Annotated in this window: 26 protein-coding genes and 1 tRNA gene; 18 read left to right on the forward strand and 9 right to left on the reverse strand. The window is 69.8% G+C overall.

All coding sequences use genetic code 11. The annotated features are described in order from the left end of the window. Nucleotides 1-44: 44 nt before the first annotated feature. Nucleotides 45-1,373 carry a nicotinate phosphoribosyltransferase gene (locus M1E25_RS00350; RefSeq protein WP_251407534.1) on the reverse strand — a complete coding sequence of 443 codons (1,329 nt, stop codon included), beginning with the start codon at nt 1,371-1,373 and terminating at the stop codon, nt 45-47. A 79-nt stretch (nt 1,374-1,452) separates the two neighbouring features. Here M1E25_RS00350 and clpS point away from each other — a divergent pair, with 79 nt between their 5' ends. The 9 genes from clpS to M1E25_RS00390 all read left to right on the forward strand — a co-directional run bounded on the left by clpS (nt 1,453) and on the right by M1E25_RS00390 (nt 9,182). Beyond that, complete coding sequence (gene clpS, locus M1E25_RS00355) at nt 1,453-1,764, forward strand: ATP-dependent Clp protease adapter ClpS (RefSeq protein WP_251407537.1); 312 nt, start codon at nt 1,453-1,455, stop codon at nt 1,762-1,764. Continuing rightward, nucleotides 1,764-2,351 (forward strand): DUF2017 domain-containing protein, encoded by a 588-nt coding sequence (locus tag M1E25_RS00360; RefSeq protein ID WP_251407539.1) that lies wholly within the window; start codon nt 1,764-1,766, stop codon nt 2,349-2,351. The genes clpS and M1E25_RS00360 overlap by 1 nt, the downstream gene beginning before the upstream one ends. Nucleotides 2,352-2,657: 306 nt before the next feature. Continuing rightward, nucleotides 2,658-4,202 (forward strand): alanine/glycine:cation symporter family protein, encoded by a 1,545-nt coding sequence (locus M1E25_RS00365; RefSeq protein WP_251407542.1) that lies wholly within the window; start codon nt 2,658-2,660, stop codon nt 4,200-4,202. 334 nt (nt 4,203-4,536) lie between these two features. Continuing rightward, a complete protein-coding gene (locus M1E25_RS00370) occupies nt 4,537-5,994 on the forward strand; it encodes an amino acid permease (protein WP_251407544.1) in 1,458 nt (485 codons plus the stop codon). Nucleotides 5,995-6,158: 164 nt separating this feature from the next. Continuing rightward, nucleotides 6,159-6,584 carry a M67 family metallopeptidase gene (locus M1E25_RS00375; RefSeq protein ID WP_251407546.1) on the forward strand — a complete coding sequence of 142 codons (426 nt, stop codon included), beginning with the start codon at nt 6,159-6,161 and terminating at the stop codon, nt 6,582-6,584. Between the two features lie 86 nt (nt 6,585-6,670). Continuing rightward, nucleotides 6,671-6,772, forward strand: coding sequence for a putative leader peptide (locus M1E25_RS25855; protein ID WP_372500481.1), 102 nt, complete (start codon nt 6,671-6,673; stop codon nt 6,770-6,772). A gap of 157 nt (nt 6,773-6,929) precedes the next feature. Beyond that, complete coding sequence (locus tag M1E25_RS00380) at nt 6,930-7,235, forward strand: MoaD/ThiS family protein (protein ID WP_251407549.1); 306 nt, start codon at nt 6,930-6,932, stop codon at nt 7,233-7,235. Continuing rightward, complete coding sequence (locus M1E25_RS00385) at nt 7,235-8,185, forward strand: PLP-dependent cysteine synthase family protein (RefSeq protein ID WP_251407552.1); 951 nt, start codon at nt 7,235-7,237, stop codon at nt 8,183-8,185. Before M1E25_RS00380 ends, M1E25_RS00385 begins: the two co-directional genes overlap by 1 nt. 244 nt (nt 8,186-8,429) lie before the next feature. Next, the gene (locus M1E25_RS00390; protein ID WP_251407554.1) at nt 8,430-9,182 is read left to right on the forward strand and encodes an MBL fold metallo-hydrolase; all 753 of its coding nucleotides are present in this window, start codon (nt 8,430-8,432) and stop codon (nt 9,180-9,182) included. Between the two features lie 6 nt (nt 9,183-9,188). Here the strand turns inward: M1E25_RS00390 and M1E25_RS00395 are convergent, their stop codons facing one another. Next, nucleotides 9,189-9,974 (reverse strand): hypothetical protein, encoded by a 786-nt coding sequence (locus M1E25_RS00395; RefSeq protein WP_251407557.1) that lies wholly within the window; start codon nt 9,972-9,974, stop codon nt 9,189-9,191. 193 nt (nt 9,975-10,167) lie between these two features. Further along, nucleotides 10,168-11,472 carry a PTS transporter subunit EIIC gene (locus tag M1E25_RS00400; protein WP_251407560.1) on the reverse strand — a complete coding sequence of 435 codons (1,305 nt, stop codon included), beginning with the start codon at nt 11,470-11,472 and terminating at the stop codon, nt 10,168-10,170. A gap of 314 nt (nt 11,473-11,786) precedes the next feature. Between M1E25_RS00400 and M1E25_RS00405 the strand changes: the two genes are divergently transcribed. The 4 genes from M1E25_RS00405 to rdgB all read left to right on the forward strand — a co-directional run bounded on the left by M1E25_RS00405 (nt 11,787) and on the right by rdgB (nt 14,051). Further along, a complete protein-coding gene (locus M1E25_RS00405) occupies nt 11,787-12,020 on the forward strand; it encodes a PTS sugar transporter subunit IIB (RefSeq protein WP_251407563.1) in 234 nt (77 codons plus the stop codon). A gap of 102 nt (nt 12,021-12,122) precedes the next feature. After that, a complete protein-coding gene (rph, locus tag M1E25_RS00410) occupies nt 12,123-12,854 on the forward strand; it encodes a ribonuclease PH (RefSeq protein ID WP_251407566.1) in 732 nt (243 codons plus the stop codon). 196 nt (nt 12,855-13,050) lie between these two features. After that, complete coding sequence (locus M1E25_RS00415) at nt 13,051-13,440, forward strand: hypothetical protein (RefSeq protein ID WP_251407569.1); 390 nt, start codon at nt 13,051-13,053, stop codon at nt 13,438-13,440. An 8-nt stretch (nt 13,441-13,448) separates the two neighbouring features. Next, nucleotides 13,449-14,051: an RdgB/HAM1 family non-canonical purine NTP pyrophosphatase gene (gene rdgB, locus M1E25_RS00420; RefSeq protein ID WP_251407572.1), complete on the forward strand. Its 603-nt coding sequence runs from the start codon at nt 13,449-13,451 to the stop codon at nt 14,049-14,051. 54 nt (nt 14,052-14,105) lie between these two features. Here the strand turns inward: rdgB and M1E25_RS00425 are convergent. The 4 genes from M1E25_RS00425 to bcp form a co-directional block, all read right to left on the reverse strand. Beyond that, a tRNA-Leu gene (locus tag M1E25_RS00425) sits at nt 14,106-14,179 on the reverse strand. 51 nt (nt 14,180-14,230) lie between these two features. Next, nucleotides 14,231-14,890 (reverse strand): HNH endonuclease signature motif containing protein, encoded by a 660-nt coding sequence (locus M1E25_RS00430; RefSeq protein WP_251407575.1) that lies wholly within the window; start codon nt 14,888-14,890, stop codon nt 14,231-14,233. A gap of 100 nt (nt 14,891-14,990) precedes the next feature. Further along, complete coding sequence (proP, locus tag M1E25_RS00435) at nt 14,991-16,517, reverse strand: glycine betaine/L-proline transporter ProP (RefSeq protein WP_251407579.1); 1,527 nt, start codon at nt 16,515-16,517, stop codon at nt 14,991-14,993. Nucleotides 16,518-16,703: 186 nt separating this feature from the next. Further along, a complete protein-coding gene (gene bcp, locus M1E25_RS00440; protein WP_251407582.1) occupies nt 16,704-17,171 on the reverse strand; it encodes a thioredoxin-dependent thiol peroxidase in 468 nt (155 codons plus the stop codon). A 224-nt stretch (nt 17,172-17,395) separates the two neighbouring features. Between bcp and M1E25_RS00445 the strand changes: the two genes are divergently transcribed. Next, nucleotides 17,396-17,716, forward strand: coding sequence for a DUF3618 domain-containing protein (locus M1E25_RS00445; protein ID WP_251407585.1), 321 nt, complete (start codon nt 17,396-17,398; stop codon nt 17,714-17,716). Between the two features lie 130 nt (nt 17,717-17,846). After that, on the forward strand, nt 17,847-18,149 hold the full coding sequence (locus M1E25_RS00450; RefSeq protein WP_051886695.1) for a GroES family chaperonin: 303 nt from the start codon (nt 17,847-17,849) through the stop codon (nt 18,147-18,149). An 8-nt stretch (nt 18,150-18,157) separates the two neighbouring features. Here the strand turns inward: M1E25_RS00450 and M1E25_RS00455 are convergent, their stop codons facing one another. Next, the gene (locus tag M1E25_RS00455; RefSeq protein ID WP_251407588.1) at nt 18,158-20,470 is read right to left on the reverse strand and encodes a transglycosylase domain-containing protein; all 2,313 of its coding nucleotides are present in this window, start codon (nt 20,468-20,470) and stop codon (nt 18,158-18,160) included. A gap of 350 nt (nt 20,471-20,820) precedes the next feature. Here M1E25_RS00455 and M1E25_RS00460 point away from each other — a divergent pair, with 350 nt between their 5' ends. Genes M1E25_RS00460 through M1E25_RS00470 form a run of 3 tightly spaced genes read left to right on the forward strand, consistent with a single transcriptional unit; the run spans nt 20,821 to nt 23,423 of the window. Continuing rightward, nucleotides 20,821-21,621 carry an ABC transporter permease gene (locus tag M1E25_RS00460; protein ID WP_251407591.1) on the forward strand — a complete coding sequence of 267 codons (801 nt, stop codon included), beginning with the start codon at nt 20,821-20,823 and terminating at the stop codon, nt 21,619-21,621. A gap of 46 nt (nt 21,622-21,667) precedes the next feature. Continuing rightward, the gene (locus M1E25_RS00465; RefSeq protein ID WP_251408208.1) at nt 21,668-22,432 is read left to right on the forward strand and encodes an ABC transporter permease; all 765 of its coding nucleotides are present in this window, start codon (nt 21,668-21,670) and stop codon (nt 22,430-22,432) included. 4 nt (nt 22,433-22,436) lie between these two features. Then, nucleotides 22,437-23,423 (forward strand): ABC transporter ATP-binding protein, encoded by a 987-nt coding sequence (locus M1E25_RS00470; protein ID WP_251407594.1) that lies wholly within the window; start codon nt 22,437-22,439, stop codon nt 23,421-23,423. A 200-nt stretch (nt 23,424-23,623) separates the two neighbouring features. Here the strand turns inward: M1E25_RS00470 and M1E25_RS00475 are convergent, their stop codons facing one another. Then, a complete protein-coding gene (locus M1E25_RS00475) occupies nt 23,624-24,952 on the reverse strand; it encodes an SGNH/GDSL hydrolase family protein (RefSeq protein ID WP_251407597.1) in 1,329 nt (442 codons plus the stop codon). Between the last annotated feature and the right edge of the window lie 308 nt (nt 24,953-25,260).

The following is a 25,260-nucleotide window of genomic DNA, read 5'->3' on the forward strand; positions in this document are numbered from 1 at the left end:
TGTCCGTGGCGCCGGGTGTTCGTGGCGTGTGGGGGCGCCGTGCGTCAGAGGTACTCCGTGGGCAGGACCGGCTCGCCCCGCGAGAGCTGCATGGCGGACATCGGCAGGCCGGCGCGGGCCGCGACGTGGCGCTCGCGCACCGCCTCCAGGCTTTCGCGGCCCACGATCTCCCCCTTCGTGACGAGGGGGACGATCAGCTGCCGCTCCCCGAGTTCGGCCGGTATCTCCCCGGAGCCGACGACCTCGGCGGTCGCCACTCCGTCCGCGCCGCGCCGCCGGGCCGCCCACTTCCGGCCGCCGACGGAGGTCTTCGCGCCCAACGACTTCTTGGCCACCGGCTCGAGCGGGGCGTCCGGCGCGGCCGAGCCGGCCCGGGCAACCAGCTTGTAGACCATCGAGCAGGTCGGATGGCCACTGCCGGTGACCAGCTGCGTGCCCACGCCGTAGGCGTCGACCGGGGCGGCGGCGAGGGAGGCGATGGCGTACTCGTCGAGGTCGCTGGTCACCACGATCCGGGTGCGGTGCGCGCCGAGCGCGTCCAGCTGCTGGCGCACCCGGTGGGCGACGAGCAGCAGGTCCCCGGAGTCGATGCGGACGGCGCCCAGCTCCGGCCCCGCGACCTCGACCGCCAGCCGCACTGCCTCGGTGACGTCGTAGGTGTCCACGAGCAGTGTCGTGCCGCGGCCGAGCGAGTCGACCTGTGCGGTGAAGGCGTCGTGCTCGGTGTCGTGGAGCAGGGTGAAGGCGTGGGCGCTGGTGCCGACGGTCGGGATGCCGTAGCGGAAGCCCGCGGCGAGGTCCGAGGTCGAGGAGAAACCGCCGACGTAGGCTGCGCGGGAGGAGGCCACCGCGGCCAGCTCGTGGGTCCGCCGCGCGCCCATCTCGATCAGCGGCCGGCCGCCCGCTGCCAGCGCCATCCGGGAGGCCGCGGCGGCCACGGCGGAGTCGTGGTTGAGCACCGACAGGACGACCGTCTCGAGCAGCACGGCTTCCGCGAAGGTGCCCTCCACGCGCAGGATCGGCGATCCCGGGAAGTAGACCTCGCCCTCCGGGTAGCCGAAGATGTTGCCGCGGAAGCGGTAGTCCGCCAGCCACTCGAGCGTCGGTTCGTCGACGACGCGCTGCTCGCGCAGGAACTCCAGGACGGCGGGCTCGAAGCGGAAGTTCTCCACGGCGTCCAGCACCCGCCCGGTTCCGGCGACGACCCCGAACCGGCGTCCCTCGGGGAGTCTCCGGGTGAAGACCTCGAAGACCGACCGGCGATCGGCGGTGCCGGCGCGCAGGGCCGCTTGGAGCATGGTGAGTTCGTACTGGTCGGTGAAGAGCGCGGTCGACGGCACGTCCACCGGCAGCCCGAGGTCCGCAGGGTTCATGGCAGTCAGGCTACCCGATAATCGTCACTCTGACGATTTCGATGGGGCGTTTATGCGATGGCACCCCGTGGGTGGCAGCATGGGACCCGTGAGCGTCGCACCCATGGAGACCGAGCGGACCGAGGCGACCGAGGAGGTCGCGGCCGTCCCCGAGCCCGACGTGCCATGGGTGACGCTGGTGCACAACGACCCCGTCAATCTGATGAGTTACGTCACCTACGTGTTCCAGGCGTACTTCGGCTACTCCAAGGACAAGGCCCACAGTCTGATGCTCGATGTGCACCACAAGGGCCGCGCGGTCGTCTCCAGCGGCAGCCGCGAGGAGATGGAGCGCGACGTTCAGGCCATGCACGGCTACGGCCTGTGGGCGACCCTCCAGCAGGACCGCTGATGGCCGCCGTCTTCGAGTCCGCCCCCGAGGGCGGCGCGGCCCTCGAGCTGGACGAGGTCGAGATCTCCATTCTCCGCAGCCTGACCGTCCAGCTCCTCGAACTCGTCGGCCCCGGTGAGGAGCCGGCCGACGGCGGCGACCCGCTCGACGCGCTGTTCGCCGAGGGGCCCAGCGAGCCCCCGTCCGACCCGGCCCTCGCCCGTCTGTTCCCCGACGCCTACGGGGGCCCGGACGTGAAGGACGACGACGAGAACCGCGCACACTCCGCCGAATTCCGGCGCTACACCGAGAACGACCTGCGGACCCGCAAGCGCGACGACGCCCTGGCCGTGGTCCGGTCCCTCGACGCCCTGACCCTGCACGGCGGCAGCGCCGAGCTGCGGCTGGATCGGGAGGGGTCGCACCGCTGGCTCGGCACCCTCAACGACCTCCGGCTGACCATCGGCAGCCGGCTTGAGGTCGCGGATGACGACGACAACGCGCGGCTCTACCGGCTGCCGGACTCCGATCCGCGCAAGCCCATGGTGATGGCCTACCTCTGGCTCGGGGGGCTCCAGGAGTCGCTGGTCGAGACGCTCGTCTCCTGACCCGGCGGCCACCTCGGCGGCGGCAGCTCTGCGTGACCGCCTGATTCCGTACAGCGGGATGCATGTATCCGGCATTCGGATTTGTGTGACCGTTTTCTCCACTTTCCTCCGCCTATCGCCGAAGCGTCGGCTGCTCGCGGTGATGTACGTCACACGTCACTGCTCGCTCTCCGTGATAGGAACGGGCAATCCATTTGGCGAAACCATCGCCATCCGCGGACCGAAGCTTTACCGAGGTCTGCCGTGGGCCCTACATCCGCAGCGTCCCGCGGCTCCGCCATGCACCCCACTATCCGAGGTTTCTTCATGGCCAGTTCCATCACCACGACGATCGAGGATGCCGTCAACGGTGTCTTCAATCCCGTCGCCGATTTCCTCAGCACCTGGGTGTTCTACGAAGTCAGCGTCTTCGGGGCGAGTTTCCCGTTGATCGTCGGCTGGCTGGTCGTCGCCGGCGCCATCTTCTCCCTCTACTTCGGATTCGTTCAGGTCAGGCATGCCAAGCTCGCCGTCGACCTGGTTCGTGGAAAGCACGAGAACCCCGACGACCCGGGCGAGGTGAGCCACTTCCAGGCGCTCACCGCCGCGGTCTCCGGAACCGTCGGCCTCGGCAACATCGCCGGTGTCGCCGTGGCGGTCACCATCGGTGGCCCGGGCGCCACGTTCTGGATGATCGTTGCCGGTCTGCTCGGCATGGCGACCAAGTTCGTCGAGTGCACCCTGGGCGTGAAGTACCGCGACGTCCACGAGGACGGCACCGTCTCCGGCGGGCCCATGCACTACCTGCGCAAGGGCCTCGCCGAGCGAGGTCTGGCGGGCCTCGGGAAGGTGCTGGCAACCGGCATCGCCGTCTCCATGCTCTTCTTCACCTTCTTCGGCGGAAACCTCTTCCAGGCCAACCAGAGCTTCTCCCAGCTGAAGGCCGTGACCGGAGGGGACGAGGGCATTTTCGGCAACTCGGCCGGCGCCGTGCTCTTCGGCGTCCTGCTCGCCGCACTGACCGCTCTGGTGCTCATCGGCGGCATCCGCTCCATCGCCAGCGTCACGAGCAGGCTCGTCCCCGCGATGGCCGGCATCTACGTCGTCGCCTGCGCCGTCGTCATCCTGGTCAACGTGACCGAGCTGCCGAACGCGATCGGCGAGATCATCGACGGCGCCTTCAGCCCGAAGGGTGTCGCCGGTGGTGCCGTCGGCGTGCTGATCATCGGCTTCCAGCGGGCGGCCTTCTCGAACGAGGCCGGCATCGGCTCGGCCCCGATCGCCCACTCGGCGGTCAAGACCCGCCACCCGGTCACCGAGGGCCTGGTCGCGCTGCTCGAGCCGTTCGTCGACACCGTCATCATCTGCACCATGACGGCGCTGACCATCGTCATCGCGTCGACTCCGAGCTGGGACAAGGCCCGCGAGGCGGCCGCCGCCGGCTCTCCGCCCGAGGACGGCGTCACGCTCACCTCGGACGCCTTCGCCACCGCTCTGCCGTGGTTCCCCTACGTCCTCACCGTCGCGGTGCTGCTCTTCGCCTTCTCGACGATCATCACCTGGAGCTACTACGGCCTGAAGGCGTGGACCTACCTCTTCGGCCGCAGCCGCACCAGCGAGAACATCTACAAGCTCCTCTTCTGCACCATCGTCGCCATGGGCTCGCTGCTCACCCTCGGTTCGCTGATGAGCATGGCGGACGCGGTCCTCTTCCTCGCCGCAGTCATCAACATCGTCGGCCTGTACCTGATGGCGCCGGTCGTCAAGCGGGAGCTCGCCTCCTTCCTGGCCCACCTCCGCAAGGGGGGCAGCGGAACGGAGGACGACGGCGAGGACGGCAAGAGCGTGACCGTCGGCGCGTCCTCCGGCTGAGCCGCCGGGACGGGTTCCGCGGTCCGTAACCGTTCATCAAGTGTTCGCTCAACGGACGCTCAAAACCGAATAACGATCAGGCAAAACGCCCCCAAGTCATTGGGGGCGCTTTGCGTTTCGTGTCCACTTCTTCCTGTGGTGTCGCCCACATTCCGCTGCCCTGGTCGCCGCTTTCCCCGTGATAGACATCCACGACGCCTGCCGGAGCGCCACCCATGTCCCGGCAGAGTGCTGAGCCGGCGGACCGTCGGCATGCAACTCCATAGGTATTCCGGGGGGTCGGGACCCGATCCGCGCCACACGGCCGGACGGGCATGGAGAAAGGCGCAGCAACATGACCTCAACGCAGGTCACGCAGCACAACGACGACCACGACCGTGGGCCCGCAGGCGCCACGGGCGAAGAGGGCTACGAGCGGGGACTGGGCAGTCGCCAAGTCCAGATGATCGCCATCGGCGGCGCCATCGGCGTCGGCCTCTTCATGGGAGCCGGCGCGAACATCGCCGCCGCGGGCCCGAGCATCATCATGATGTACGCCCTCGCCGGCGTCGTCATCTTCTTCATCATGAGAGCGCTCGGCGAGCTGCTCCTCTACCGTCCCGTCTCCGGATCGTTCGCGGAGTACGCCCGCGAGTTCCTCGGCCCGTTCTTCGGTTACGCCACGGGCTGGACGTACTGGCTGATGTGGGTCGTCACGGGCATGGCCGAGCTGACGGCCGCGGCCATCTACATTCACTTCTGGTTCCCGGAGATCCCGCAGTGGGTCAGCGCCCTGGTCTTCCTGGTGGTGCTCTTCGGCGTCAACCTGATCTCGGTGAAGATCTTCGGTGAGGTCGAGTTCTGGTTCTCGATGATCAAGGTCACCGCCATCATCGGCATGATCGTGATCGGTCTAGGCGTGCTCACCCTCGGCTTCTCGCAGGCCGGTGACACCGCCTCCGTCTCCAACCTCTGGTCGCACCACGGGATCTTCCCGAACGGCATCGGCTCCAGCCTCATGACTCTCCAGGGCGTCATGTTCGCCTACCTCGCCGTCGAGCTCGTCGGCGTCACCGCGGGCGAGTCGGAGAACCCCGAGAAGACCCTGCCCAAGGCGATCAACACGCTGCCGTGGCGCATCATCATCTTCTACGTCGGTTCCCTCACCGTGCTGCTCGCCGTGGTCAAGTGGACCGACTTCTCGGCCGGCGAGAGCCCCTTCGTCAAGGCGTTCGAGCAGATCGGCATTCCGCTCGCGGCCGGCATTGTCAACTTCGTCGTGCTGACCGCGGCGCTGTCCTCCTGCAACTCCGGCATGTACTCCACCGGCCGGATGCTGCGCGACCTCGCCGCCAACCAGGAGGCCCCGAAGGTCTTCGGCAAGCTCAACGCCCGCAGGACCCCGGCGTTCGGCATCACTCTCTCCGTCGCCCTGATGGGCATCGGCGTGGTCCTCAACTACGTCGTTCCGGAGAAGGCGTTCGCGTACGTCACCTCGGTGGCGACCGCGGCCGGCGTCTGGACCTGGATGATGATCGTCATCAGCCACATCCTGTACCGCCGTGCGGTCAAGGCGGGCCGGCTCCCGGCCTCGTCCTTCCCGGCGCCGGGCGGCGCGGCGCTCAGCTGGGTGGCCCTCGTGTTCCTGGTGTTCGTCACCGGCATGATCGCGTCGGACCCGGACGCCCGTGTCTCGCTGTACGTCGGTGCGGTCTGGGCCGTGTTCCTGGTCATCGGATGGATGGTTCTCAAGAGCCGCAATCCGCAGATCGCCCAGCGGGCGGAGCGCACCCCGGAGTACGCCGGCAAGTGACCGGCTCTCCCCGCGGCGCGGAGGGCCTCCGGACACTTTCCGGAGGCCCTCCCCCTTCTGCGCGCCCGTCGGGTTGCCGCCGCCCGGCGGCTGCCGTCGCGGCCGGCCCGGGCATCCGACGGCCCGCACCGGAGGTCACCGGACCGCCTCTTATGCTGAAACACATGCTGACCATCACCCAGGAGCTGCACGACCGGATCGTCGCGCACGCCCGCGCCGACCACCCCGACGAGGCCTGCGGCGTCATCGCGGGGCCCGCCGGCACCGACCGCCCCGAGCGGTTCGTGCCGATGCTCAACGCCGCCCGCTCGCCGACGTTCTACGAGTTCGACTCCACCGACCTGCTGAAGCTCTACCGGGAGATGGACGACCGGGACGAGGAGCCGGTCGTGATCTACCACTCGCACACCGCGACCGAGGCGTACCCCTCCCGCACGGACGTCACGTACGCCAACGAGCCCGGCGCGCACTACGTCCTCGTCTCCACCGCCGAGTGCGGCCCCGACGAGGGGCCCGGGCAGTTCCGCTCCTTCCGCATCGTGGCCGGCGAGATCACCGAGGAGAAGGTCGAGATCGTCAGCGCCTACTGAGACCCGCCGGCGCCCCCGTCCCACAACTTGTCCGCATGCTGGGACGGAATCCCGGGGCGCGGACAGGGAATCGATACGATGACCCCATGGTTGACCACGACGTGAGCGAGACGACGCCGGGCATGCTGCTCGTGGCGCGGCTGCACGTCGATCTGTGCCGCCTCGCCAGCGCCATGTGTCCGAACTGACCGACCCGCCCGTCACCGGGTGCGCGTCCGCATCTGGCGCGTCGCCGCGAGCCGCGAGGCCCGGTGCGCCACCACACTCCCGACCCGCTGTCGGCGGCGGGGCGCCCTGCGCCCACCGCCCCGACGCCCCACACACCACCCGACAGGAGACCGCACGATGGCCATCGAGGTCCGCATCCCGACCATCCTCCGCACGTACACCGACGGCGAGAAGACCGTCGAAGGCAACGGCGCGACCCTCGACGAGCTCTTCGCCGACCTCGAGTCCCGCCACGCCGGGGTCCGGGAGCGCCTCGTCGAGGACGGCAAGCTGCGCCGCTTCGTGAACGTCTACCTGAACGACGAGGACGTCCGCTTCCTCGACGGCATCTCCACCGAGCTCGCCGACGGTGACAGCGTCACGATCCTCCCGGCCGTCGCCGGGGGCTCCGGTACGGCCATGGGCATCACCGGGCGGCGTTGATGCGGTACGACAGCCCCCTGGCCGCGGTCGGCAACACGCCGCTCGTACGGCTGCCCCACCTCTCGCCGTCCGAGGACGTGCGCATCTGGGCGAAGCTGGAGGACCGCAACCCGACCGGGTCGGTCAAGGACCGCCCCGCGCTCCACATGATCGAACAGGCCGAGAAGGACGGGCGGTTGACGCCCGGCTGCACCATCCTCGAGCCCACCTCCGGCAACACCGGCATCTCGCTGGCCATGGCTGCCCGTCTCAAGGGCTACCGCATCGTGTGCGTCATGCCGGAGAACACCTCCTCGGAGCGGCGCGAGCTGCTCACGATGTGGGGCGCCGAGATCATCTCCTCACCGGCGGCCGGCGGCTCCAACACCGCCGTTCGCGTGGCCAAGGAGCTGTCCGCCGACCACCCCGACTGGGTGATGCTGTACCAGTACGGAAATCCGGACAACGCGGGCGCCCACTACGCCACCACCGGGCCGGAGATCCTCGCCGACCTGCCCTCGATCACCCACTTCGTCGCCGGCCTGGGCACCACCGGCACTCTCATGGGCGTCGGCCGCTACCTGCGCGAACGCGTCCCGGACGTCAGGATCGTCGCGGCTGAGCCGCGCTACGACGACCTGGTCTACGGTCTGCGCAACCTCGACGAGGGCTTTGTGCCGGAGCTGTACGAGGAGTCCGTCCTGACCACCCGGTTCTCCGTCGGTTCGGTCGACGCGGTCACCCGCACCCGCGAACTCCTCCAGCAGGAAGGCATCTTCGCGGGCGTCTCCACCGGCGCCGCTCTGCACGCCGCGATCGGCGTCGGCCGCAAGGCGGTGAAGGCCGGGGAGAGCGCGGACATCGTCTTCGTCGTCGCCGACGGCGGATGGAAGTACCTCTCGACCGGTATCTACACCGCCGAGACCACCGAGGCCGCCGTCGAGGCCCTGCAGGGCCAGCTCTGGGCCTGACCGCCCCCGGAAACCCCAGCACGCGGCCCCGGACCGGGGCCGCGGGGGACCGCGGATCTGCACCGCCACCGAGGACCGCGGATCCCCACCCGTACCGGTGATCCCTTGGGTGAGTTCCCCCACACCAACAGCGACTGGAGGAGCGACCGGCGGTCTCGCGCCTTACGCTCGACGGACCGTAATCCGGCCGCCACAGCGCACTGACCGTGGCCGGGTAACTCCAGTCCACGGAGGTTTCTGTTTCATGAAACTCACCGTCGTCGGCTGCTCGGGGTCGTTTCCGTCCGCGGACTCGGCATGCTCGAGCTACCTCGTCGAAGCCGACGGCTTCCGGCTGCTTCTCGACATGGGCAACGGCGCCCTCGGCGAGCTGCAGCGCCACATCGGTCTCTACGACCTCGACGCCATCATCCTGAGCCACCTCCACGCGGACCACTGCATCGACATGTGCGGGTACTTCGTCGCCCGCTACTACCGCTTCGAGGGCGGCCGGGCCGCCGCCATCCCGGTCCACGGCCCGGAGGGAACCGAGCAACGGCTGACGACGGCCTACGCGGACACGCCCTCCGAGCACTCCATGAGCGAGGTCTTCGACTTCCGCACCCTGAAGCCCGGCAGCTTCGAGATCGGCCCCTTCTCGGTGGTCACCGACCGCGTGGTCCACCCCGTCGAGGCATACGGCTTCCGCATCGAGCACGGCGGACGCACGTTCGTCTACTCCGGTGACTCCGGTGTCTGCGACGAGCTGGCCGGCCTCGCGACCGGGGCAGACCTGTTCCTGTGCGAGGCGTCGTTCATCCACGGCAGGGAGGACGTCCCCGGCGTCCACCTCAACGGCCGGGAGGCCGGAGAGCAGGCACGCCGGGCCGGGGCGAAACGCCTCGTGCTGACCCACGTTCCGCCGTGGACCGACCCGGAGGCGAACCTGCGGGACGCGCGCGAGGTCTTCGACGGGCCGGTCGAACTCGCCCGCCCGCGCGCCGTGTACGAGATCTGACCGCACTCACCGTCCGCGCCTGTCGGGCAGGTCGTGCCTGCCCGACAGGAACTCCTGGACCCTGATCTTCGCGGTGATCACCGGGGTCCGCCACTTCTCCTCGCGCCGCGTCGCCCGGGCCAGCCGCTTGGGGCGGTTCCCGTACCGCCAACGCGCCCAGGGCGCGTTCGGACGGCTCAGCCGGATCGCCCCGACCAGCAGCAGCGGCAGCACGAACAGCCCCACCAGGCCCGTCCACACCTTGCCCTTGAGCAGGGTCACCAGCGCCAGGCCGAGTTCCACCACCGCGTACGCCACCAGCAGCAGCGCATTGCCGACCGTCGGATCCCTGCTGTAGTCCGACCAGTCGATCACCCCGATGGGCCGGAACCCCAGGAGCAGCAGCCCGACCAGCGCGACGGCCACGAACACCGCGTCCACGGAAGTGCGCCCCGCTTCCTCCCAGTAGACGTCCCGCAGGTGAAGGATCAGCGCGAACTCGTCCAGCACGAGCGCCGCCCCCACCCCGAAGATCCCGGCAAGAGTGGCCTCGGCCTCGACCGACGGCTCCCGCACGGCGATCAGCCAGACGCCGCTGACCAGCATGAACACCATGCCGAACACCATGTGGTGGATGTGCAGTCCGCCCGGCTTCACATTGCCCGGCCACCAGCGCACCTGGGCCCGGATCATCCGCACGCTGAAACGGATGACGGCGAACGCGAAGATGAACGAACAGAGGAAGACGAACAGCGGGAGCCTGCCGGGCAGCATGATCTTGCGGTCGAACCAGCTCAGCGCCAACGTGGTCACGGGCGTCCCGCCTCTCCTCGCCGAAACGCTACGAAGAGCCCCGTGGCGCCGCCAGCCGACACGGGAACCGGCGGCACGGCGCGGCCCCACGGCCGGGTGACGCCGGAAGGGCCACGACCGTCGGCTCCGAACGCCGCAGCCCCCGGCCCCGGCGTTCGGTGACGTCCCGGGGCGGGGGCTGCGACGGCGCGGTCTACGCCTTGGTGGCGTCCTCGACCTCCTCCTCCGGCTCGCGGCCCGGCGTGGCCAGGTCGAACTTCGTGATCGCGAAACGGAAGACGGTGTAGTAGACGACGGCGAAGACCAGTCCGATCGGGATGATCAGCCACGGCTTGGTGGCCAGGTTCCAGTTCAGGACGTAGTCGATCGCCCCGGCGGAGAACGTGAATCCGGCGTGTACGCCGAGCGCCCACGTCAGAGCCATCGAGATCGCCGTCAGGACCGCGTGGATCGCGTACAGCAACGGGGCGATGAACAGGAACGAGAACTCGATCGGCTCGGTGACACCAGTGACGAACGAGGTCAGGGCCAGCGAGACCATCATGCCGAGCACGGCCTTGCGGCGCTCGGGCCGGGCACTGTGCGCGATGGCCAGCGCGGCGGCCGGAAGACCGAACATCATGATCGGGAAGAAGCCCGACATGTACTGGCCGGCACTCGGGTCGCCCGCGAAGAACCGGTTCAGGTCGCCGTGCACGACCTGGCCCGCGGCGTTGGTGAAGTCACCCAGCTGGAACCACGAGACGGTGTTCACGAACTGGTGCATGCCGATCGGGATCAGCGCCCGGTTGATCAGACCGAACAGTCCGGCACCGGCCGAACCCAGACCCGTCATCCAGGTGCCGAACGCGGTGATGGCCTCCCCGAGCGGCTCCCAGCCCAGGACGACGAGCACGCCCATCGCGGTGCCGACGAACGCCATGACGATCGGCACCAGCCGGCGGCCGTTGAAGAAGCCCAGCCAGTCCACGAGCCGCGTCCGGTGGAAGCGCTGCCACAGCACCGCAGTCAGCAGACCCATCACGATGCCGCCCAGCACGCCCGGGTTCTGGTAGGCCGCGGGGGTGACCTCGGTGCCCTTCTGCCAGGCCCCGCTCAGAAAGCTGGTCTGGACGAAGGTCGCGCCCTCCGGCCCGGGAACCGGGAACTGGTGGATCACCGAGTAGTAGACGAGGAACCCGGCGACGGCCGCCAGCGCCGTCGAACCGTCCGCCTTCTTCGCGAAGCCGATCGCGACACCGATGCAGAACAGCAGCGGCAGCGCCAGGGACGAATCCAGCAGGGCGCTCCCGGCACCCGCGAAGACCTTCGCCACGTTGGCCCAGCCGAGACCCTCGTCGCCGAAGACGTCCGGCTGCCCGAGGCGGAGCAGGATGCCTGCGGCGGGCAGAACGGCGATCGGCAACTGCAGGCTGCGGCCGACCTTCTGCAGGCCCTGGAAGAGGCCGGCGCCGCGCTTCTTGGCGGGCGCCGCTTCGCTCGCGGTGGTCGTACTCATGGGGCTTCCTTCTGGATCGCGCGGGCCGGACGGACCGGGCGGGCGGGCGGCCCTCCCGTCGCGACCCGGGCCCACAGGTATAGACCTCCCGTTTCTAGCACGCGCCTGCCCGCGGCAGAACCCTCAGGAGCCGGTCCCCGGGCGTTCGGAGCGAACGCGGCCAAGTCGCTCGGCCCCGCTCGCACCGCCCCGGCCACCGGCAGGAAACCGGGCCACCGAATGGCGGACGCGCCCGGGAAGGCCGTTCCACCGTGCATTAGCGTGATGAATCCATCGGCGACGTACGCCGAACCGCCGAAAAGCAGGAGTGGGACATGGCCACCAAGGCTGAGAAGATCGTCGCCGGACTGGGCGGACTGGACAACATCGAGGAAGTCGAAGGCTGCATCACCCGGCTCCGCACCGAGGTCGTCGATCCCTCCCGCGTCGACGAGGCGGCCCTCAAGGCCGCCGGCGCCCACGGCGTCGTCAAGATGGGCAACGCCGTCCAGGTCGTCATCGGGACCGACGCCGACCCCGTCGCCGCCGACATCGAAGACATGATGTGACCAACTCCCTTTCATAAAGCGGAAGTTGAACAACAGGGGCTGCCGGCCGCCGCCGGCCGGTGCGCGACGGGAACCCCCGCTGCCAGCCGATAGGCTCGTCCCATGTCTCGTATCGACGGCCGAACCCCCGAACAGCTGCGCCCCGTCACCATCGAACGCGGGTGGAGCAAGCACGCCGAGGGCTCCGTCCTCGTCTCCTTCGGCGACACCAAGGTCTTCTGCACCGCCAGCGTCACCGAAGGCGTACCGCGCTGGCGCAAGGGCAGCGGCGAGGGCTGGGTCACCGCCGAGTACTCCATGCTCCCGCGCTCCACCAACACCCGCGGCGACCGCGAATCCGTACGGGGCAAGATCGGCGGCCGGACCCACGAGATCTCCCGGCTCATCGGGCGCTCGCTGCGCGCCGTCATCGACTTCAAGGCACTCGGCGAGAACACGATCGTCCTCGACTGCGATGTCCTCCAGGCCGACGGCGGCACCCGCACCGCCGCCATCACCGGTGCCTACGTAGCCCTCGCCGACGCCGTCGAGTGGGCCCGCAGTCACAAGCTCGTGAAGGCGAACCGGCAGCCGCTCACCGGCACGGTCGGCGCCGTCAGTGTCGGCATCGTCGACGGCGTCCCCCTCCTCGACCTCTGCTACGAGGAAGACGTGCGCGCCGAGACCGACATGAACGTCGTCTGCACCGGCGACGGACGTTTCATCGAGGTCCAGGGCACCGCCGAAGGCCAGCCCTTCACCCGCGACGAGCTCAACGGCCTCCTCGACCTGGCCGTCCGCGGCTGCGGGGAACTCGACGCCGCCCAGCGCACCGCCCTGGCGGCCGAACTCTGACCCCGCGGGCTCGCCCCGGGCCCGTCCGGTCCTCGCTCCGCGGCCCGTTCCGCAGCCCCGTCCGTGCCGTCGTCCGGACGGGGCCGCGAGATCTTCCGATTCCCGGAAACCGATCGGGGACTTTACGCGTTCTTGAAGGTATGGGTTCGCGGGACTTCCGCGACCCCGCACCGAACCTCGGGGACAGGACCTCACCATGCCCGTACGCCGCCGTTCCACCGGCATAGCCGCACTCGCCGCCGCTGCGCTGATCCTGCCCGCCGCCGTCGGCTGCAGCGCGATCAGCACCGCGCTGGACTGCGCCCGGACCGCCGCGACCATCGCCGACAACGTCGACCAGCTCCAGCAGGCCGTCTCGGGTGCCCAGGAGAACCCGGCCGAGGCCCAGCAGGCGCTCGACCGGATCGACAAGAACCTCGACGAGCTCGGCGACAGCACGGGCGACGCCGACCTCAAGAAGGCGGTCGGCGACATGAACACCGGTGTGCAGAACGTCCGGGAGTCCCTCAGCAAGGGCGAGAACCCCGACCTGACTCCCGTCGAGAACTCGGCCTCCGAGATCACCAACATCTGCACTCCGGGATAATCGAGGGCATGCAGCGTCTGATCCTCGCCACCCGCAATGCCAACAAGGTCACCGAACTCCGCGCCATCCTGGCGGGCGCCGGACTCGACGTGGAGCTCGTCGGAGCCGATGCGTATCCCGAAGTCCCGGACGTCAAGGAGACCGGCGTCACCTTCGCGGAGAACGCTCTGCTGAAGGCACACGCTTTGGCCAAGGCCACCGGCCTCCCTGCCGTGGCAGACGACTCGGGCCTCTGCGTGGACGTCCTGGGCGGGGCGCCGGGCATCTTCTCGGCCCGCTGGTCCGGTCGGCACGGGGACGACCGGGCGAACCTGGAACTCCTGCTCGCCCAGCTCGCCGACGTGGACGCACTCCACCGCGGCGCGCACTTCGCGTGCGCCGCCGCGCTGGCCCTGCCGGACGGTACGGAACGCGTGGTCGAGGGGCGCCTCATGGGGTCCCTGCGTCATGCGCCCGAGGGCGAGGGCGGGTTCGGCTACGACCCGATCCTCCAGCCGGAGGGGGAGACCCGCACCTGTGCCGAGCTGACGGCGGGCGAGAAGAACGCGATCAGCCACCGCGGCAAGGCCTTCCGCGCCCTGGCGCCGATCGTCCGGGAGCTCCTGGGCTGAGTTGGGCGGGACACTACCGGCGCGGAACCCTTGAGCGGTTCCGCGCCGTGACCGTGGGACCGATCGGATTCGAACCGACACTGTACGGCACCTAAAGCCGTTGCCTCCTGCCGTTGGGCTACGGTCCCGCGGCCCACATTACTGCGTAAGTTCCCCCCGCCAGGCTCCACCCCTTGACTTCATTCCCGGTGCCGATCGCGCCCTGAAGGCGTGGAGCGGCGCTTGTTGCGTCCGCAGTACGTCTGGGTCGTCGCATGGCAGTTGGGGCACAACAGCCGGAGGTTGTCCAGGCGGTTGTCCAGCCAGTCCCCGTTGATGTGGTCGACCTCGAGGGTCATGGGACGTCCCATCCAGCAGGGACCTGTTCCGCACTCCGCGCAGACTTCCGGCACGCCGCATTCGGTCAGGGCGCGCCGCAGACGAATGCCGGGCGTGCGGCGGCTGGTCTCCGGCAGGTGCACCAGCACTTCGTGGGGTTCCCGCTTCCTGGCCGAGGGCGGCCTCACATACGGGCAGAAGTGAGTGGTGTCGATCCCGTACGCCTTGATCTTCCGGCCGACATGGGCTTGCGTTCCTCCGGCTTGTCGAAGGCCGAGATACCGGAGCACACCCGCGACGCTCGTGGAAGCCGCCACCGCTTCCTCCAACAACTCCTTGCTGTAGACCATGTGGCGCTTCTCGAAATGGGAGGTGTCGATACCGAATTCGGTGAGTTTCCTGCGCAGGTAGGACAGGCTCCCGGAGCGCGGGTCCCGGCCGAGCCGTCGGATCATGTCGCTCAGGCTGGTCGATCGGGCTGCCATTTCGCTGAGGAGCGGACGGGTGTACTTGGCCGCCATGACGATTCCCCCGTTGTACGCGTTCGGTCGTGCGTCGCACGCTCGAACTCATCAACGAGGGAATCGACGGACGGTCACGCCGGGCGTCGTGGCGGCGCTGTCAGAACGTCGGTGCCGGAGCCTGAGCCTGGACCAGCTCCACGGCCTCCTCCTTGGTGCCGACGGACGGCGGGGATCCGTCCAGCGGCTGCTGCGCCGTTTCCTTCATGCAGGCCACCGCGACGACGCCGATCAGCGCCGCCCCCATCGCGTAGTACGCGGGGACCAGATCGGTCCCGGTCGTGCTGATCAGTGCCGTGATGACCAGGGGCGTGGTGCCACCGAAGACGGATGCGGAGATGTTGTAGCCGATCGACAGGGAGCCGTAGCGGACGTCGGTCGGGAAGAGCGCCGGCAGGGCGGCGGACATGGTGCCCAGCAGGCAGACCAGTGACAGCCCGAGCATGCCCATCCCGCAGATCACCGCGAGCAGGCTGCCCTGCCGTACCAGCAGGAAGGCGGGGAGGGAGAGGACGACGAAGCCGAGCATGCCGGCCATGAGGAGCGGCTTGCGCCCGCGCCGGTCGCTCAGCCGCCCGACGAAGCTGATGACGGCCATGAGGACGACCATCGTGCCGATGAGGATGAGCAGCCCGTGGTTGTCGTCGTAGTGGAGCTGGTCGGTGAGGTACGTCGGCATGTACGACAGCAGCATGTAGTCGGTGATGTTGTACGCGCCGACGAGGGCGATGCACAGGATCAGCTTCGGCCACTGTTCGGCGAAGATCCGGCGGACGTCCTTCTGCGGTGCGTTCTCCGAGAGGTGGGCGGCGTCGCCCGTGTTCTCGGCCGGGGTGCCGGGGCTTCCGGCGGGGGCCTTGTCGGCCTCGAGCTTCTGGAAGGCCGGGGTCTCGTCCAGCCGCAGCCGCAGGTAGAGGCCGATGAGACCGAGGGGCCCGGCGACGAGGAAGGGGATTCGCCAGCCCCATTCGGTCATGGCGTCACTGCCGAGCCAGGCGTTGAGTACCGCGACGAGGCCGGAGGCACCGACGTAGCCGGCGAGGGTGCCGAACTCGAGGAAGCTGCCGAAGTAGCCGCGCTTGCGGTCCGGGGCGTACTCGGCGATGAACGTGGAGGCGCCGCCGTACTCGCCGCCGGTGGAGAAGCCCTGGACCAGGCGGCAGAGGATGAGCAGCCCGGGGGCCCACAGGCCGATGCTCGCGTAGCCGGGAATGAGTCCGACGCAGAGGGTGCCCGCGGCCATCAGCATCATGGTGAGCGCGAGGATCTTCTTGCGTCCGAGCCGGTCGCCGAGGGGGCCGAAGAAGAGGCCGCCGAGCGGGCGGACGAGGAAGGCGACGGCGAACGTCGCGAAGGACGACAGGAGCTGGGTGGTGTCGTCTCCGCCGGGGAAGAAGACCTTGCCGATGGTGACGGCGAGGTAGCTGTAGATCCCGAAGTCGAACCATTCCATCGCGTTGCCGAGCGCGGCGGCCTTCACGGCGCGTTTGACGGTGCGCTCGTCGGTGACGGTGATGTCGCTGCGGCGCAGGCGTGGGTTGCGCCGTCGCCTGAGGGTCCGGAACAGGGCCGGGTGCCGCTTGGCTGCCTCCGGGTCGTGTGCGGCCTCCGCGTTCGTCGCCGTCATGGGCGGTTCCTCTCGATCGCAGGTGATGCAAGAAGAACTTCTGTGCAGGATGCAGCGATTCAAACGGGGAGCCGGGCGGAACGAGACATTCCGCACATCGGAGGGGCGGATCCGGCCGGAGCCCGCGGCCGCGCCTCCGTGCTCTCGTGCCCCCCGGGCACGGTCCCGAGGGGCACGAGGGAGAGTTCAGACCGCCAGGTCCTTGATCAGCTTGGCGACGTGCCCCGTGGCCTTGACGTTGTAGAGCGCCCGCTCGACCTTGCCGTCCTCGTCGACGACGACCGTCGAGCGGATCACGCCGGTGACGGTCTTGCCGTAGAGCTTCTTCTCGCCGAAGGCGCCGTAGGCCTCGAGGATCTTCTTCTCCGGGTCGCCGACCAGCGTGACCGAGAGGTTCTCCTTCTCGCGGAACCGGGCGAGCTTCTCGGGCTTGTCGGGGGAGACGCCGATCACGTCGTAGCCCGCGCCGGCGAGCAGCTCCAGGTTGTCGGTGAAGTCGCAGGCCTGCTTCGTGCAGCCGGGGGTGAGGGCCGCCGGATAGAAGTAGACGATGACCTTGCGGCCGGCGTGGTCGGCGAGCGAGACGTCGTTGCCGTCCGCGTCGGGCAGGGTGAAGGCAGGGGCGGTGTCGCCCGGCTGGAGTCGCTCGCTCATGGTTCTCCGTCGGTGTCGGTCGGCCCGGGGTACGGCCGCGCGGGTGGTGCACCCCCCGGCCCGGGCCCGTGTCGTACGGGTGTCGTGCGGTGTGTCGTACACCGGAGAGGTTAGCTGTGGTGGAGGGGGCGCCGTGGCGCGCGGCCCCCGGTGAGCTGACACACTGTCCAGGACGGACCTCCCCGGCTCAGGCGCGGGGACCACATGACGATGGAGGCAGCGCGGTGTCGGATGCCAGGACCCCGGCGCAGATCGAGGCGGACATCGCCCAGAGGCGCAAGGAGCTCGCCGTCACGCTCGACGAGATCGCGGTGCGCGTGCACCCGAAGACCATCGTGGGCGACGCGAAGGCGAAGGCCGCCGCGGCCGTGGACAACACCGCGGGCCGGGCCTACGTGGCGGTGAACCGCTCGGTGTCGAACGTGCGCGGCCGGCTGGTGTCCGAGGACGGCTCGCCGCGTATGGAGCGGATCGTGCCGGTGGCGCTGGTGACGGTCGCCGTGGTGGGACTGCTGGCGGTTTCGGTGCGCCGCCGTCGCTGTTGACGCGTCCCGCCGGTCCCCCGCGGGGCTGTGACCTGTCGGGGATCCGCCCCGTGGTCCGCCCCCCGGGACCGGACGGGTACGGTGTCGTGCCGTGAGCAAGCACACGACGCACGACAAGCTGCCCATCCGGATGCTGCACGACCGGGTGCTGGTGCGCACCGACATCCCGGAGGGCGAGCGCCGCTCGAGCGGGGGCATCGTCATCCCCGCGACGGCCGCCGTCGGCCGCCGGCTGGCCTGGGCCGAGGTCGTCGCGGTGGGGCAGAACGTGCGGACGGTCGAGCCGGGGGACCGGGTGCTGTACGACCCGGAGGACCGGGCCGAGGTCGAGGTGCGGGGCGTCGCCTACGTCCTGATGCGCGAGCGCGACCTGCACGCGGTGGCGGCGGAGCGGCTCGAGGGGGCCGAGGACTCGACGGGCCTGTACCTGTAGCGCGTGGCTCAGTAGCCGTAGCCGTAACCACTGTCGTAGCCGTGGGTGAAGTAGCCCCGCTCCCGGTAGGGCCCCAGGGTCGAGTACGTCGGCCCCGGCTCGTCGGTCGGTGTGGTGGGAATGTCCGTCGGTTCGGTGGGGATGTCGGTGGGCGGTTCCGGCGGCGGCACGGTGAAGGTGGGCGGCGGCGGTTCGGACGGCTCCTGCCAGGTCGGCGACGGCGCGGGTTCGCTGGGCGGCCCGGTGCTGGGTTCCTGGGTCTGCCGGGCGTTCCGGGCGAGTTCGAGGTCGAAGGATTTCGCGGGCGTGCCCCGCAGCGCCTCCGCCGTGTACTGGCCCCAGATCCGGGCAGGGTAGCCGCCACCGTTGATGCGGGCGAGCCCGGTGGCGCCGTAGAGGGGTTCCTGTCGCCCGGTCTTCGAGTCCTGGCCCATGACCGCGACGACCGTCGCCAGGTCGGGGGTGTACCCCGCGAACCAGGCGGCCTTGTCCTCCTCGGCGGTCCCGGTCTTGCCGGCCACGGGACGCCCGGCCGAGCGGGCGGCGGAGCCGGTGCCCTCCTCGACGACGCTCTGCAGGATGGACGTGGTCGTGTCGGCGGCCTCCCGGGTCACGACCTGCTTGCCGGGGGTGCGCTCCGGGAGGTCGACTGGCTCCCCGTTCTTCGTGACCTTGTCGACGAGGACGTGGGTGCCGTGCCTGCCGTGGGCGGCGAGCGTGGCGTAGGCGTCGGTCATGTCGAGGACGCTGGCGGTGGTGACGCCCAGCGCGATGGAGGGGTTCGGGGTGAAGTCCGGGGTGCTGGACGAGATCCCGAGGTCGATCGCGGTCCGCTTCACCTTGCCGGGCCCCACGTCCTGGGCCATCTGGGCGTAGACGGCGTTGACGGACTTGTTGGTGGCCTGGGCGACGGTGATCTCGCCGTAGTCGGTGTCGTCCTCGTTGGCGGGGGAGTAGCCGGTGGGCCCGTTCCGGCCCTGCACCATGCGCTTGTTGCTGCCGTCGTAGAGGGTGTCCGGGGTGATGGGCCGGCCGTCGAGGGTGGTGGAGGAGTTCTCGACCGCCGAGGTGAACACGAACGGTTTGAAGGTGGAGCCGACCTGGTAGTCGCGGCGGGTGGCGTTGTTGACGAACTGCTGGGTGTAGTCGATCCCGCCGTAGAGGGCGACGACCCGGCCGGTGGCGGGGTCGATGGAGGCTCCTCCGGCCCGCACGAACCGGTCGACCTTGCGGCTGTCGCTGAGCTTGGACATGAGCTGGTCGTCGACGGCGTCGGCGAAGGCCTGCTGCTTGCTGCGGTCCAGGGTGGTGGTGATGCGGTATCCGCCGGCGCGCAGGGTGTCCTCGTCGATGATGCCGTTCTGGACGAGGTACTCCTTGGCGGCCTCGACGATGTAGCCGCGCTGGCCGGACAGTCCGGCCGGGGGCTTGACGGCGCCGGGTTCGGGGAAACGCATCCGGCTGCGTTCGCTCCGGTCGAGCCAGCCCTCCTCGACCATGCCGTCGAGGACGTAGTTCCAGCGGTCGACGACCCGGCGCCGGTTCTCGGGGTGCGTGGTGACGTCGTACGCGCTGGGGGCGTTGAGCAGCGCCGCGAGGTAGGCGCCCTCGGCGACGGTGAGGTCCTTGGCGTTCTTGCTGTAGTAGGCGTGGGCGGCTGCCTGGATGCCGTGCGCGTTGCGCCCGTAGTAGCTGGTGTTCAGATAGCCGGCGAGGATGTGTTCCTTGGTCTCCTCGCGGTCGAGCTTGATCGCGATGAAGAACTCCTTCACCTTGCGGGTGAGGGTCTGTTCCTGGCCCAGGTAGTAGTTCTTGACGTACTGCTGGGTGATGGTCGAGCCGGACTGCCGGCCCTTGCCGGTGACGGTGTTCCAGGCGCCGCGCAGCATGGCCTGCGGGTCGATCGCGGACTCGGTGTAGAAGTCGCGGTCCTCGGCGGACAGGGCGGCGTGCTGGGCGGTGCTCGGGATGTCGGAGAGCGCGATGATCTCGCGGTCGACGGCTCCGTCCCGGGCGATGCGGGAGCCGTCGGCGTACAGGTAGATGTTGCTCTGTTTGACGGCGGCCGCGTTGGCCGGGGGGATGTCGACGTAGAGGTATCCGGCGACGAGGAAGCCGACGATCAGCAGGAGGAAGCCCAGGACGGTGCCGAGGACGGTCCTGCGGCCGGGCAGGAACCGGTGTCTGCGGGCAGGCCGGGGAGGCGCGGTGTCGTCGTCCGCCGGCAGCGCCGGCCGGGGACGTGTCGCGTCGTCGTCCGCGGGCGGCGGTCCGTGCTGCGGACCGGGGAGGTTGCCGTCGTGCTGCGGTTCCTCGCTCATACCGGTGGTGACTCCTCGGCTGCCGCCGAAGGTTGTACGGCGGAAGACGGTGGTTTCGGGCGGTCGGTGCACTGTGCCCGGGCCGGGCAGGGACGGCGGCCGGGGAACTGCCTCGCAGGGAACTTTCGCATCATCCGTTCCGCGGGACAGGGGTGGCGCGCGCCTTCGGCCGCATTCCCTCGGCACTAACGTTGTTTTCCGGCCACCCCTTCGGGTGACGACCGCGATCTGCCACGCGACTCGCCCGTCGTGCGGTAATCCGGTGGCAGGGGGTGGCCTCCGGGTCTAAGGTCTTGACCTTTGGCGCCGGTCGGTGCACAGGGGCGGTGGCGCGCCGGGAGGGAGCGGGCATGCGACTGTACGGGGCCGTCGCGGCCAGCAGTTTCCGGCGCTATGCGACGTACCGGGTGGCGACTGCGGCGGGTGTGTTCACCAACACCGTGTTCGGGTTCATCCTCGCGTACACGTTCATCGCGCTGTGGAGCATCCGGCCGCATCTGGGCGGCTACGACCAGGCGCAGGCGCTCACCTTCGTCTGGACGAGCCAGGCGATGCTCGCCGCGGCCGCGCTGCTGGGCGGCGGCTTCCAGCAGGAGTTGCAGGAGCGGATCCGCACCGGTGACATCGCCATCGACCTGTACCGGCCGGCGGATCTGCAGCTGTGGTGGCTGGCGAGCGATCTGGGCCGGGCGGCGTTCCAGCTGCTGGGGCGCGGGCTGGTGCCGCTGGCGGTGGGGGCGCTGTGCTTCGATCTGGCGCTGCCGTCCTCGCCGTTGGTGTGGCTGGCGTTCCTGGCGTCGGTGCTGCTGGGGCTGCTGGTGGGTTTCGCGGTGCGGTATCTGGTGGCGCTGACGTCGTTCTGGCTGCTGGACGGTGCAGGTGTCGACATGGTCAGCGGCCTGCTCTGTCTGTTCTTCTCCGGATCGCTGCTGCCGCTGACGGTGTTTCCCGGGGCGTTCGGTGATGTGGCGCGGATGCTTCCGTGGTCGGCGATGCTGCAGGTTCCGGTGGACGTGCTGCTGGGCGTGAACTCGGGTGCGGGGCTGGCGGGTTCGTTCGCGTTCCAGGGCTGCTGGGCGCTGGTCCTGCTGGCGGCGGGTCGGCTGCTGCAGGGGCTGGCGACCCGGAAGGTGGTGGTCCAGGGTGGTTGAGAGCCCGGTGGTGCAGGGGCTGCGGGCGTACGTCCTGATCGTCGGGATGTGGATCCGTTCGACGATGGCCTACCGGACGTCCTTCGCGTTGACGGTGCTGGGGAATTTCCTGGTGACGGGGCTCGACTTCGTCGCCATCATGATCATGTTCTGGCACACGGACGTGCTGGGCGGGTTCGCCGTCGCCGAGGTGGCGCTGCTGTACGGCACGGCGAGCGCTTCGTTGGGGCTCGCCGATCTGACCATGGGCTCGGCGAGCAGACTGGGCAGGCGGGTGCGCGACGGGACACTCGACACGCTGCTGGTGCGTCCGGTTCCGGTCATCGCCCAGGTCGCGGCGGACCGGTTCGCGCTGCGCCGGCTGGGCCGGGTGAGCCAGGCGCTGCTGGTGCTGGTGTGGGCGCTGTCGTCGCTGGAGGTGGCGTGGACGCCGGTGAAGGCGCTGCTGCTGCCCGTCACGGTGCTCAGCGGGGCGGCGATCTTCGGTGCGCTGATGGTGGCGGGGGCCGGGTTCCAGTTCCTGGCGCAGGACGCGGCGGAGGTGCAGAACTCGTTCACCTACGGCGGCAACACGATGCTGCAGTACCCGCCGACGATCTTCGCGAAGGACCTGGTGCGTGGGGTGACGTTCATCGTGCCGCTGGCCTTCGTCAACTGGCTCCCGGCGCTGCGGATCCTGGACCGGCAGGATCCACTGGGGTTGCCGGGTTGGCTGGATTTCGCGGGCCCGGTGGTGGCAGTGGGGTGCTGCTTCCTGGCGGGGCTGGCATGGCGGGCGGGATTGCGGTCGTACCGGAGCACGGGGAGCTGAGGTCGTGACGGAAGCGTTCATCGAACTCGACGGTGTGGAGAAGGTGTTCGAGGTGCGGCGGAGGTCGGGCCGCCGGCTGCGCCGGGAGCGGTGCACGGTGCGCGCGGTCGACGGGATCTCGTTCGCGGTGCCGCGCGGGGAGATGGTCGGTTACATCGGCCCCAACGGCGCGGGCAAGTCGACCACCATCAAGATGCTGACGGGGATTCTGACGCCGAGTGGCGGCAGGCTGCGGGTCGCGGGCATCGACCCGTCCCGGGAGCGGACGCGGCTGGCGCGCCGGATCGGGGTGGTGTTCGGCCAGCGGACCACGCTGTGGTGGGACCTGCCGCTGCGCGACAGTTACGCACTGGTCCGCCGGATCTACGGGATCCCGGAGGCCCGTTACCGGGCGAATCTGGAGCGCTGTGTCGAACTCCTGGACCTGGGGGCCCTGTTGGGTGTTCCGGTGCGACAGCTGTCGCTGGGCCAGCGGATGCGCGGCGACATCGCCGCGGCGTTGCTGCACGATCCGGAAGTCCTCTACCTGGACGAGCCGACGATCGGTCTGGACGTGGTGAGCAAGGCCAGGGTCCGCCGGTTCCTGCGCGAGGTGAACAGTGAGCAGGGCACGACGGTGGTGCTGACGACGCACGACCTGACGGACATCGAGCAGCTGTGCCGCCGGGTGATGGTGATCGACCACGGTCGGCTCGTGTACGACGGCGGGTTGGACGGTCTCCACGCGGTGGGGGAGAGCGAGCGCACCCTGGTGGTCGATCTGGAGCGGGAGTTGCCGCCGATCGCGGGGGTACCGGGGGCGCGGACGGTGAGGGTGGACGGTCCGCGGCAGTGGCTGGCGTTCCCGGCGGCGGCGAGTGCCGCCCCGATCGTCTCGGCGGTGGCGGACCGGTATCCGCTGGTGGACCTGTCGCTGCGGGAGCCGGCGATCGAGGACGTCATCGCGCGGATGCTGGAATCCGGAGAGGGACGGCGCAGCGCCGTCCCTTGAGGGAGTCGTGCCGTGAGGGGGCCGGGCAGCGGGCGGGCCCGGGCGGACTGCGGTTGCGGGGCACGGCCGCGGAGCCTGGGGCGTGCGCGGCCGTGCCGTGTCCTTTTTGGTCGTGGCCCGTCCGGTCTTCCGGGGCGGGGCCGGGGCCGGTCCGGGGCAGGACCGGCGGGCCCCGGCGCTCGGGAGCGTGGCGCCCGGGCTCAGAGGGCGGCGGGCGCTGATCCCTTGAGGTGGGACAGGTTCAGTGCCCGGGCCATGGCCTGGTAGCCGGCGTCGCTGGGGTGAAGGTGGTCGCCGGAGTCGTACTTGGCGAGCAGTCGCCGGGGGTTGGCGGGGTCGCGCAGCGCCCGGTCGAAGTCGACGACGTCGTCGAACACGCGTCCGGACCGTATCTCCGCGTTGACCTGCTCGCGCACCCAGTTGAGGCGCGCGGTGTAGCCGCGGTGCCCGTGGAACGGCATGAGTGTGCCGCCCACGACGCGCAGTCCGTGCGCGTGGGCGCGCCGCACCAGCTTGCGGAGGCCGTCGGTGATCTCGGTGGGGTCGGTCCGGTGCGGGGCGCGCAGGATGTCGTTGACGCCGAGTTCGATGACGATGGCCTTGACGCCGGTGCGTCCGAGGGCGTCGCGTTCGAAGCGGTTGAGGGCGCTGGGGTTGCCCGGAGGCACGCCCAGGCCGCCGTCGGCGAGGACGCGGTTGCCGCTGATGCCCTCGTTGAGGACGCCGTAGCGCGGGGCGCCCTGCTCGGTGCGCAGCCGGTCGGCGAGGTAGTCCGGGAAGCGGCGGTTGGCGCCGGCCGTGGAGGTGATGCCGTCCGTGATGGAGTCTCCGAGGACGACGACGGAGCCGTTGGCCTCGTCGGTGAGGACGTCCACGCCGGTGACGTAGCGCCAGAAGGGGCTCTGCTGGCGGTAGGCGGTGCCGTTGGGGTCCTGGGTCTTGTCGCCGTGCGCCATGTAGGAGGTCTGGCGGGCGTGCGGGTGGTAGGTGACCGGGCCGGACGGGCTGGGCGCGTAGGTGGTGACGAGGAGGTCCGCGGCGGCCGGGACGTCGAGCCGGGCCGGGTCGCTGGAGACGGACTGTCCCGCGGGAATCGTGACCGAGGTGTTGCCCGAGAAGGTCAGCCGGCGCAGTGAGTTCTCGGCTGCGGTGGGCAGGTTGGGGGCCGATGCGAGGGCGATCGAGGCGTGGTCGATGGTCAGCGGCTCGCGCCCGAAGAGGTTGGAGAGCCTGACCCGGACACTGGATCCGCCGATGCTGGCGTGAACCACGTTACGGATCGACATTCCGGGGTATCCGCGCTCCGTGAGCGGTTCGGGGCCGGCCGGGGAGGTGGACCAGGTGCCCACCCAGTTGCCGGCGGAGGCCGCCGAGGCGGAGTGGCGGGTCTTGTTCGAGGCTGCGGCGAGAGTGTCGTCACTGCCGCTGAAGCCGACGTAGATCCCGGTTGAGCCGAGGACCACGGCCGTGGCGAGGGCGGCGAGCAGGGCGCTGTTCTTACCCGAGAGGCTGGCAGGGCGCTCGGCCATGGCGGGTGCGTCTCCTCGGACAGGGGAGCCCGAAGCTCCGTATCGGTCGGGTGCGGCATCAGGTCGGCGGCAACGGTGGCGCGTCCGACGGATTCATCATGATCCCATGATCGGGGAAGTCCTGAGGCCGCGGGTGGGTGCTCTTCGCCACGTTGCGTTCGGGCACCGGCACCGGCCTGCGTTTGCTTCCGGAGAGTCAGACGCTGGTATCGCGTGGATCGTTCCAGGCATGAGGCATTGTGCACAATGCCACGGCGGGAACGGGTCGATCGGGTGGAGTGCATGGAACGGACGAACAGGGAGCAGGC

Source organism: Streptomyces meridianus, from assembly GCF_023703325.1.
In the GTDB taxonomy this organism is placed as follows: domain Bacteria; phylum Actinomycetota; class Actinomycetes; order Streptomycetales; family Streptomycetaceae; genus Streptomyces; species Streptomyces meridianus.

Bases quoted from the DNA above. Each gene is read 5' to 3' on its own strand.
- M1E25_RS00460 (WP_251407591.1), top strand. From the start codon at position 20,821: ATGCGACTGTACGGGGCCGTCGCGGCCAGCAGTTTCCGGCGCTATGCG.
- M1E25_RS00400 (WP_251407560.1), bottom strand. From the start codon at position 11,472: ATGAGTACGACCACCGCGAGCGAAGCGGCGCCCGCCAAGAAGCGCGGC.
- bcp (WP_251407582.1), bottom strand. From the start codon at position 17,171: ATGAGCGAGCGACTCCAGCCGGGCGACACCGCCCCTGCCTTCACCCTG.
- M1E25_RS25855 (WP_372500481.1), top strand. From the start codon at position 6,671: ATGGTTGACCACGACGTGAGCGAGACGACGCCGGGCATGCTGCTCGTG.
- M1E25_RS00375 (WP_251407546.1), top strand. From the start codon at position 6,159: ATGCTGACCATCACCCAGGAGCTGCACGACCGGATCGTCGCGCACGCC.
- M1E25_RS00380 (WP_251407549.1), top strand. From the start codon at position 6,930: ATGGCCATCGAGGTCCGCATCCCGACCATCCTCCGCACGTACACCGAC.
- M1E25_RS00385 (WP_251407552.1), top strand. From the start codon at position 7,235: ATGCGGTACGACAGCCCCCTGGCCGCGGTCGGCAACACGCCGCTCGTA.
- M1E25_RS00475 (WP_251407597.1), bottom strand. From the start codon at position 24,952: ATGGCCGAGCGCCCTGCCAGCCTCTCGGGTAAGAACAGCGCCCTGCTC.
- M1E25_RS00465 (WP_251408208.1), top strand. From the start codon at position 21,668: ATGTGGATCCGTTCGACGATGGCCTACCGGACGTCCTTCGCGTTGACG.
- M1E25_RS00390 (WP_251407554.1), top strand. From the start codon at position 8,430: ATGAAACTCACCGTCGTCGGCTGCTCGGGGTCGTTTCCGTCCGCGGAC.
- clpS (WP_251407537.1), top strand. From the start codon at position 1,453: ATGGGACCCGTGAGCGTCGCACCCATGGAGACCGAGCGGACCGAGGCG.
- proP (WP_251407579.1), bottom strand. From the start codon at position 16,517: ATGACGGCGACGAACGCGGAGGCCGCACACGACCCGGAGGCAGCCAAG.
- M1E25_RS00430 (WP_251407575.1), bottom strand. From the start codon at position 14,890: ATGGCGGCCAAGTACACCCGTCCGCTCCTCAGCGAAATGGCAGCCCGA.
- M1E25_RS00405 (WP_251407563.1), top strand. From the start codon at position 11,787: ATGGCCACCAAGGCTGAGAAGATCGTCGCCGGACTGGGCGGACTGGAC.
- M1E25_RS00415 (WP_251407569.1), top strand. From the start codon at position 13,051: ATGCCCGTACGCCGCCGTTCCACCGGCATAGCCGCACTCGCCGCCGCT.
- M1E25_RS00455 (WP_251407588.1), bottom strand. From the start codon at position 20,470: ATGAGCGAGGAACCGCAGCACGACGGCAACCTCCCCGGTCCGCAGCAC.
- M1E25_RS00360 (WP_251407539.1), top strand. From the start codon at position 1,764: ATGGCCGCCGTCTTCGAGTCCGCCCCCGAGGGCGGCGCGGCCCTCGAG.
- M1E25_RS00365 (WP_251407542.1), top strand. From the start codon at position 2,658: ATGGCCAGTTCCATCACCACGACGATCGAGGATGCCGTCAACGGTGTC.
- M1E25_RS00450 (WP_051886695.1), top strand. From the start codon at position 17,847: ATGCTGCACGACCGGGTGCTGGTGCGCACCGACATCCCGGAGGGCGAG.
- rdgB (WP_251407572.1), top strand. From the start codon at position 13,449: ATGCAGCGTCTGATCCTCGCCACCCGCAATGCCAACAAGGTCACCGAA.
- M1E25_RS00370 (WP_251407544.1), top strand. From the start codon at position 4,537: ATGACCTCAACGCAGGTCACGCAGCACAACGACGACCACGACCGTGGG.
- rph (WP_251407566.1), top strand. From the start codon at position 12,123: ATGTCTCGTATCGACGGCCGAACCCCCGAACAGCTGCGCCCCGTCACC.
- M1E25_RS00350 (WP_251407534.1), bottom strand. From the start codon at position 1,373: ATGAACCCTGCGGACCTCGGGCTGCCGGTGGACGTGCCGTCGACCGCG.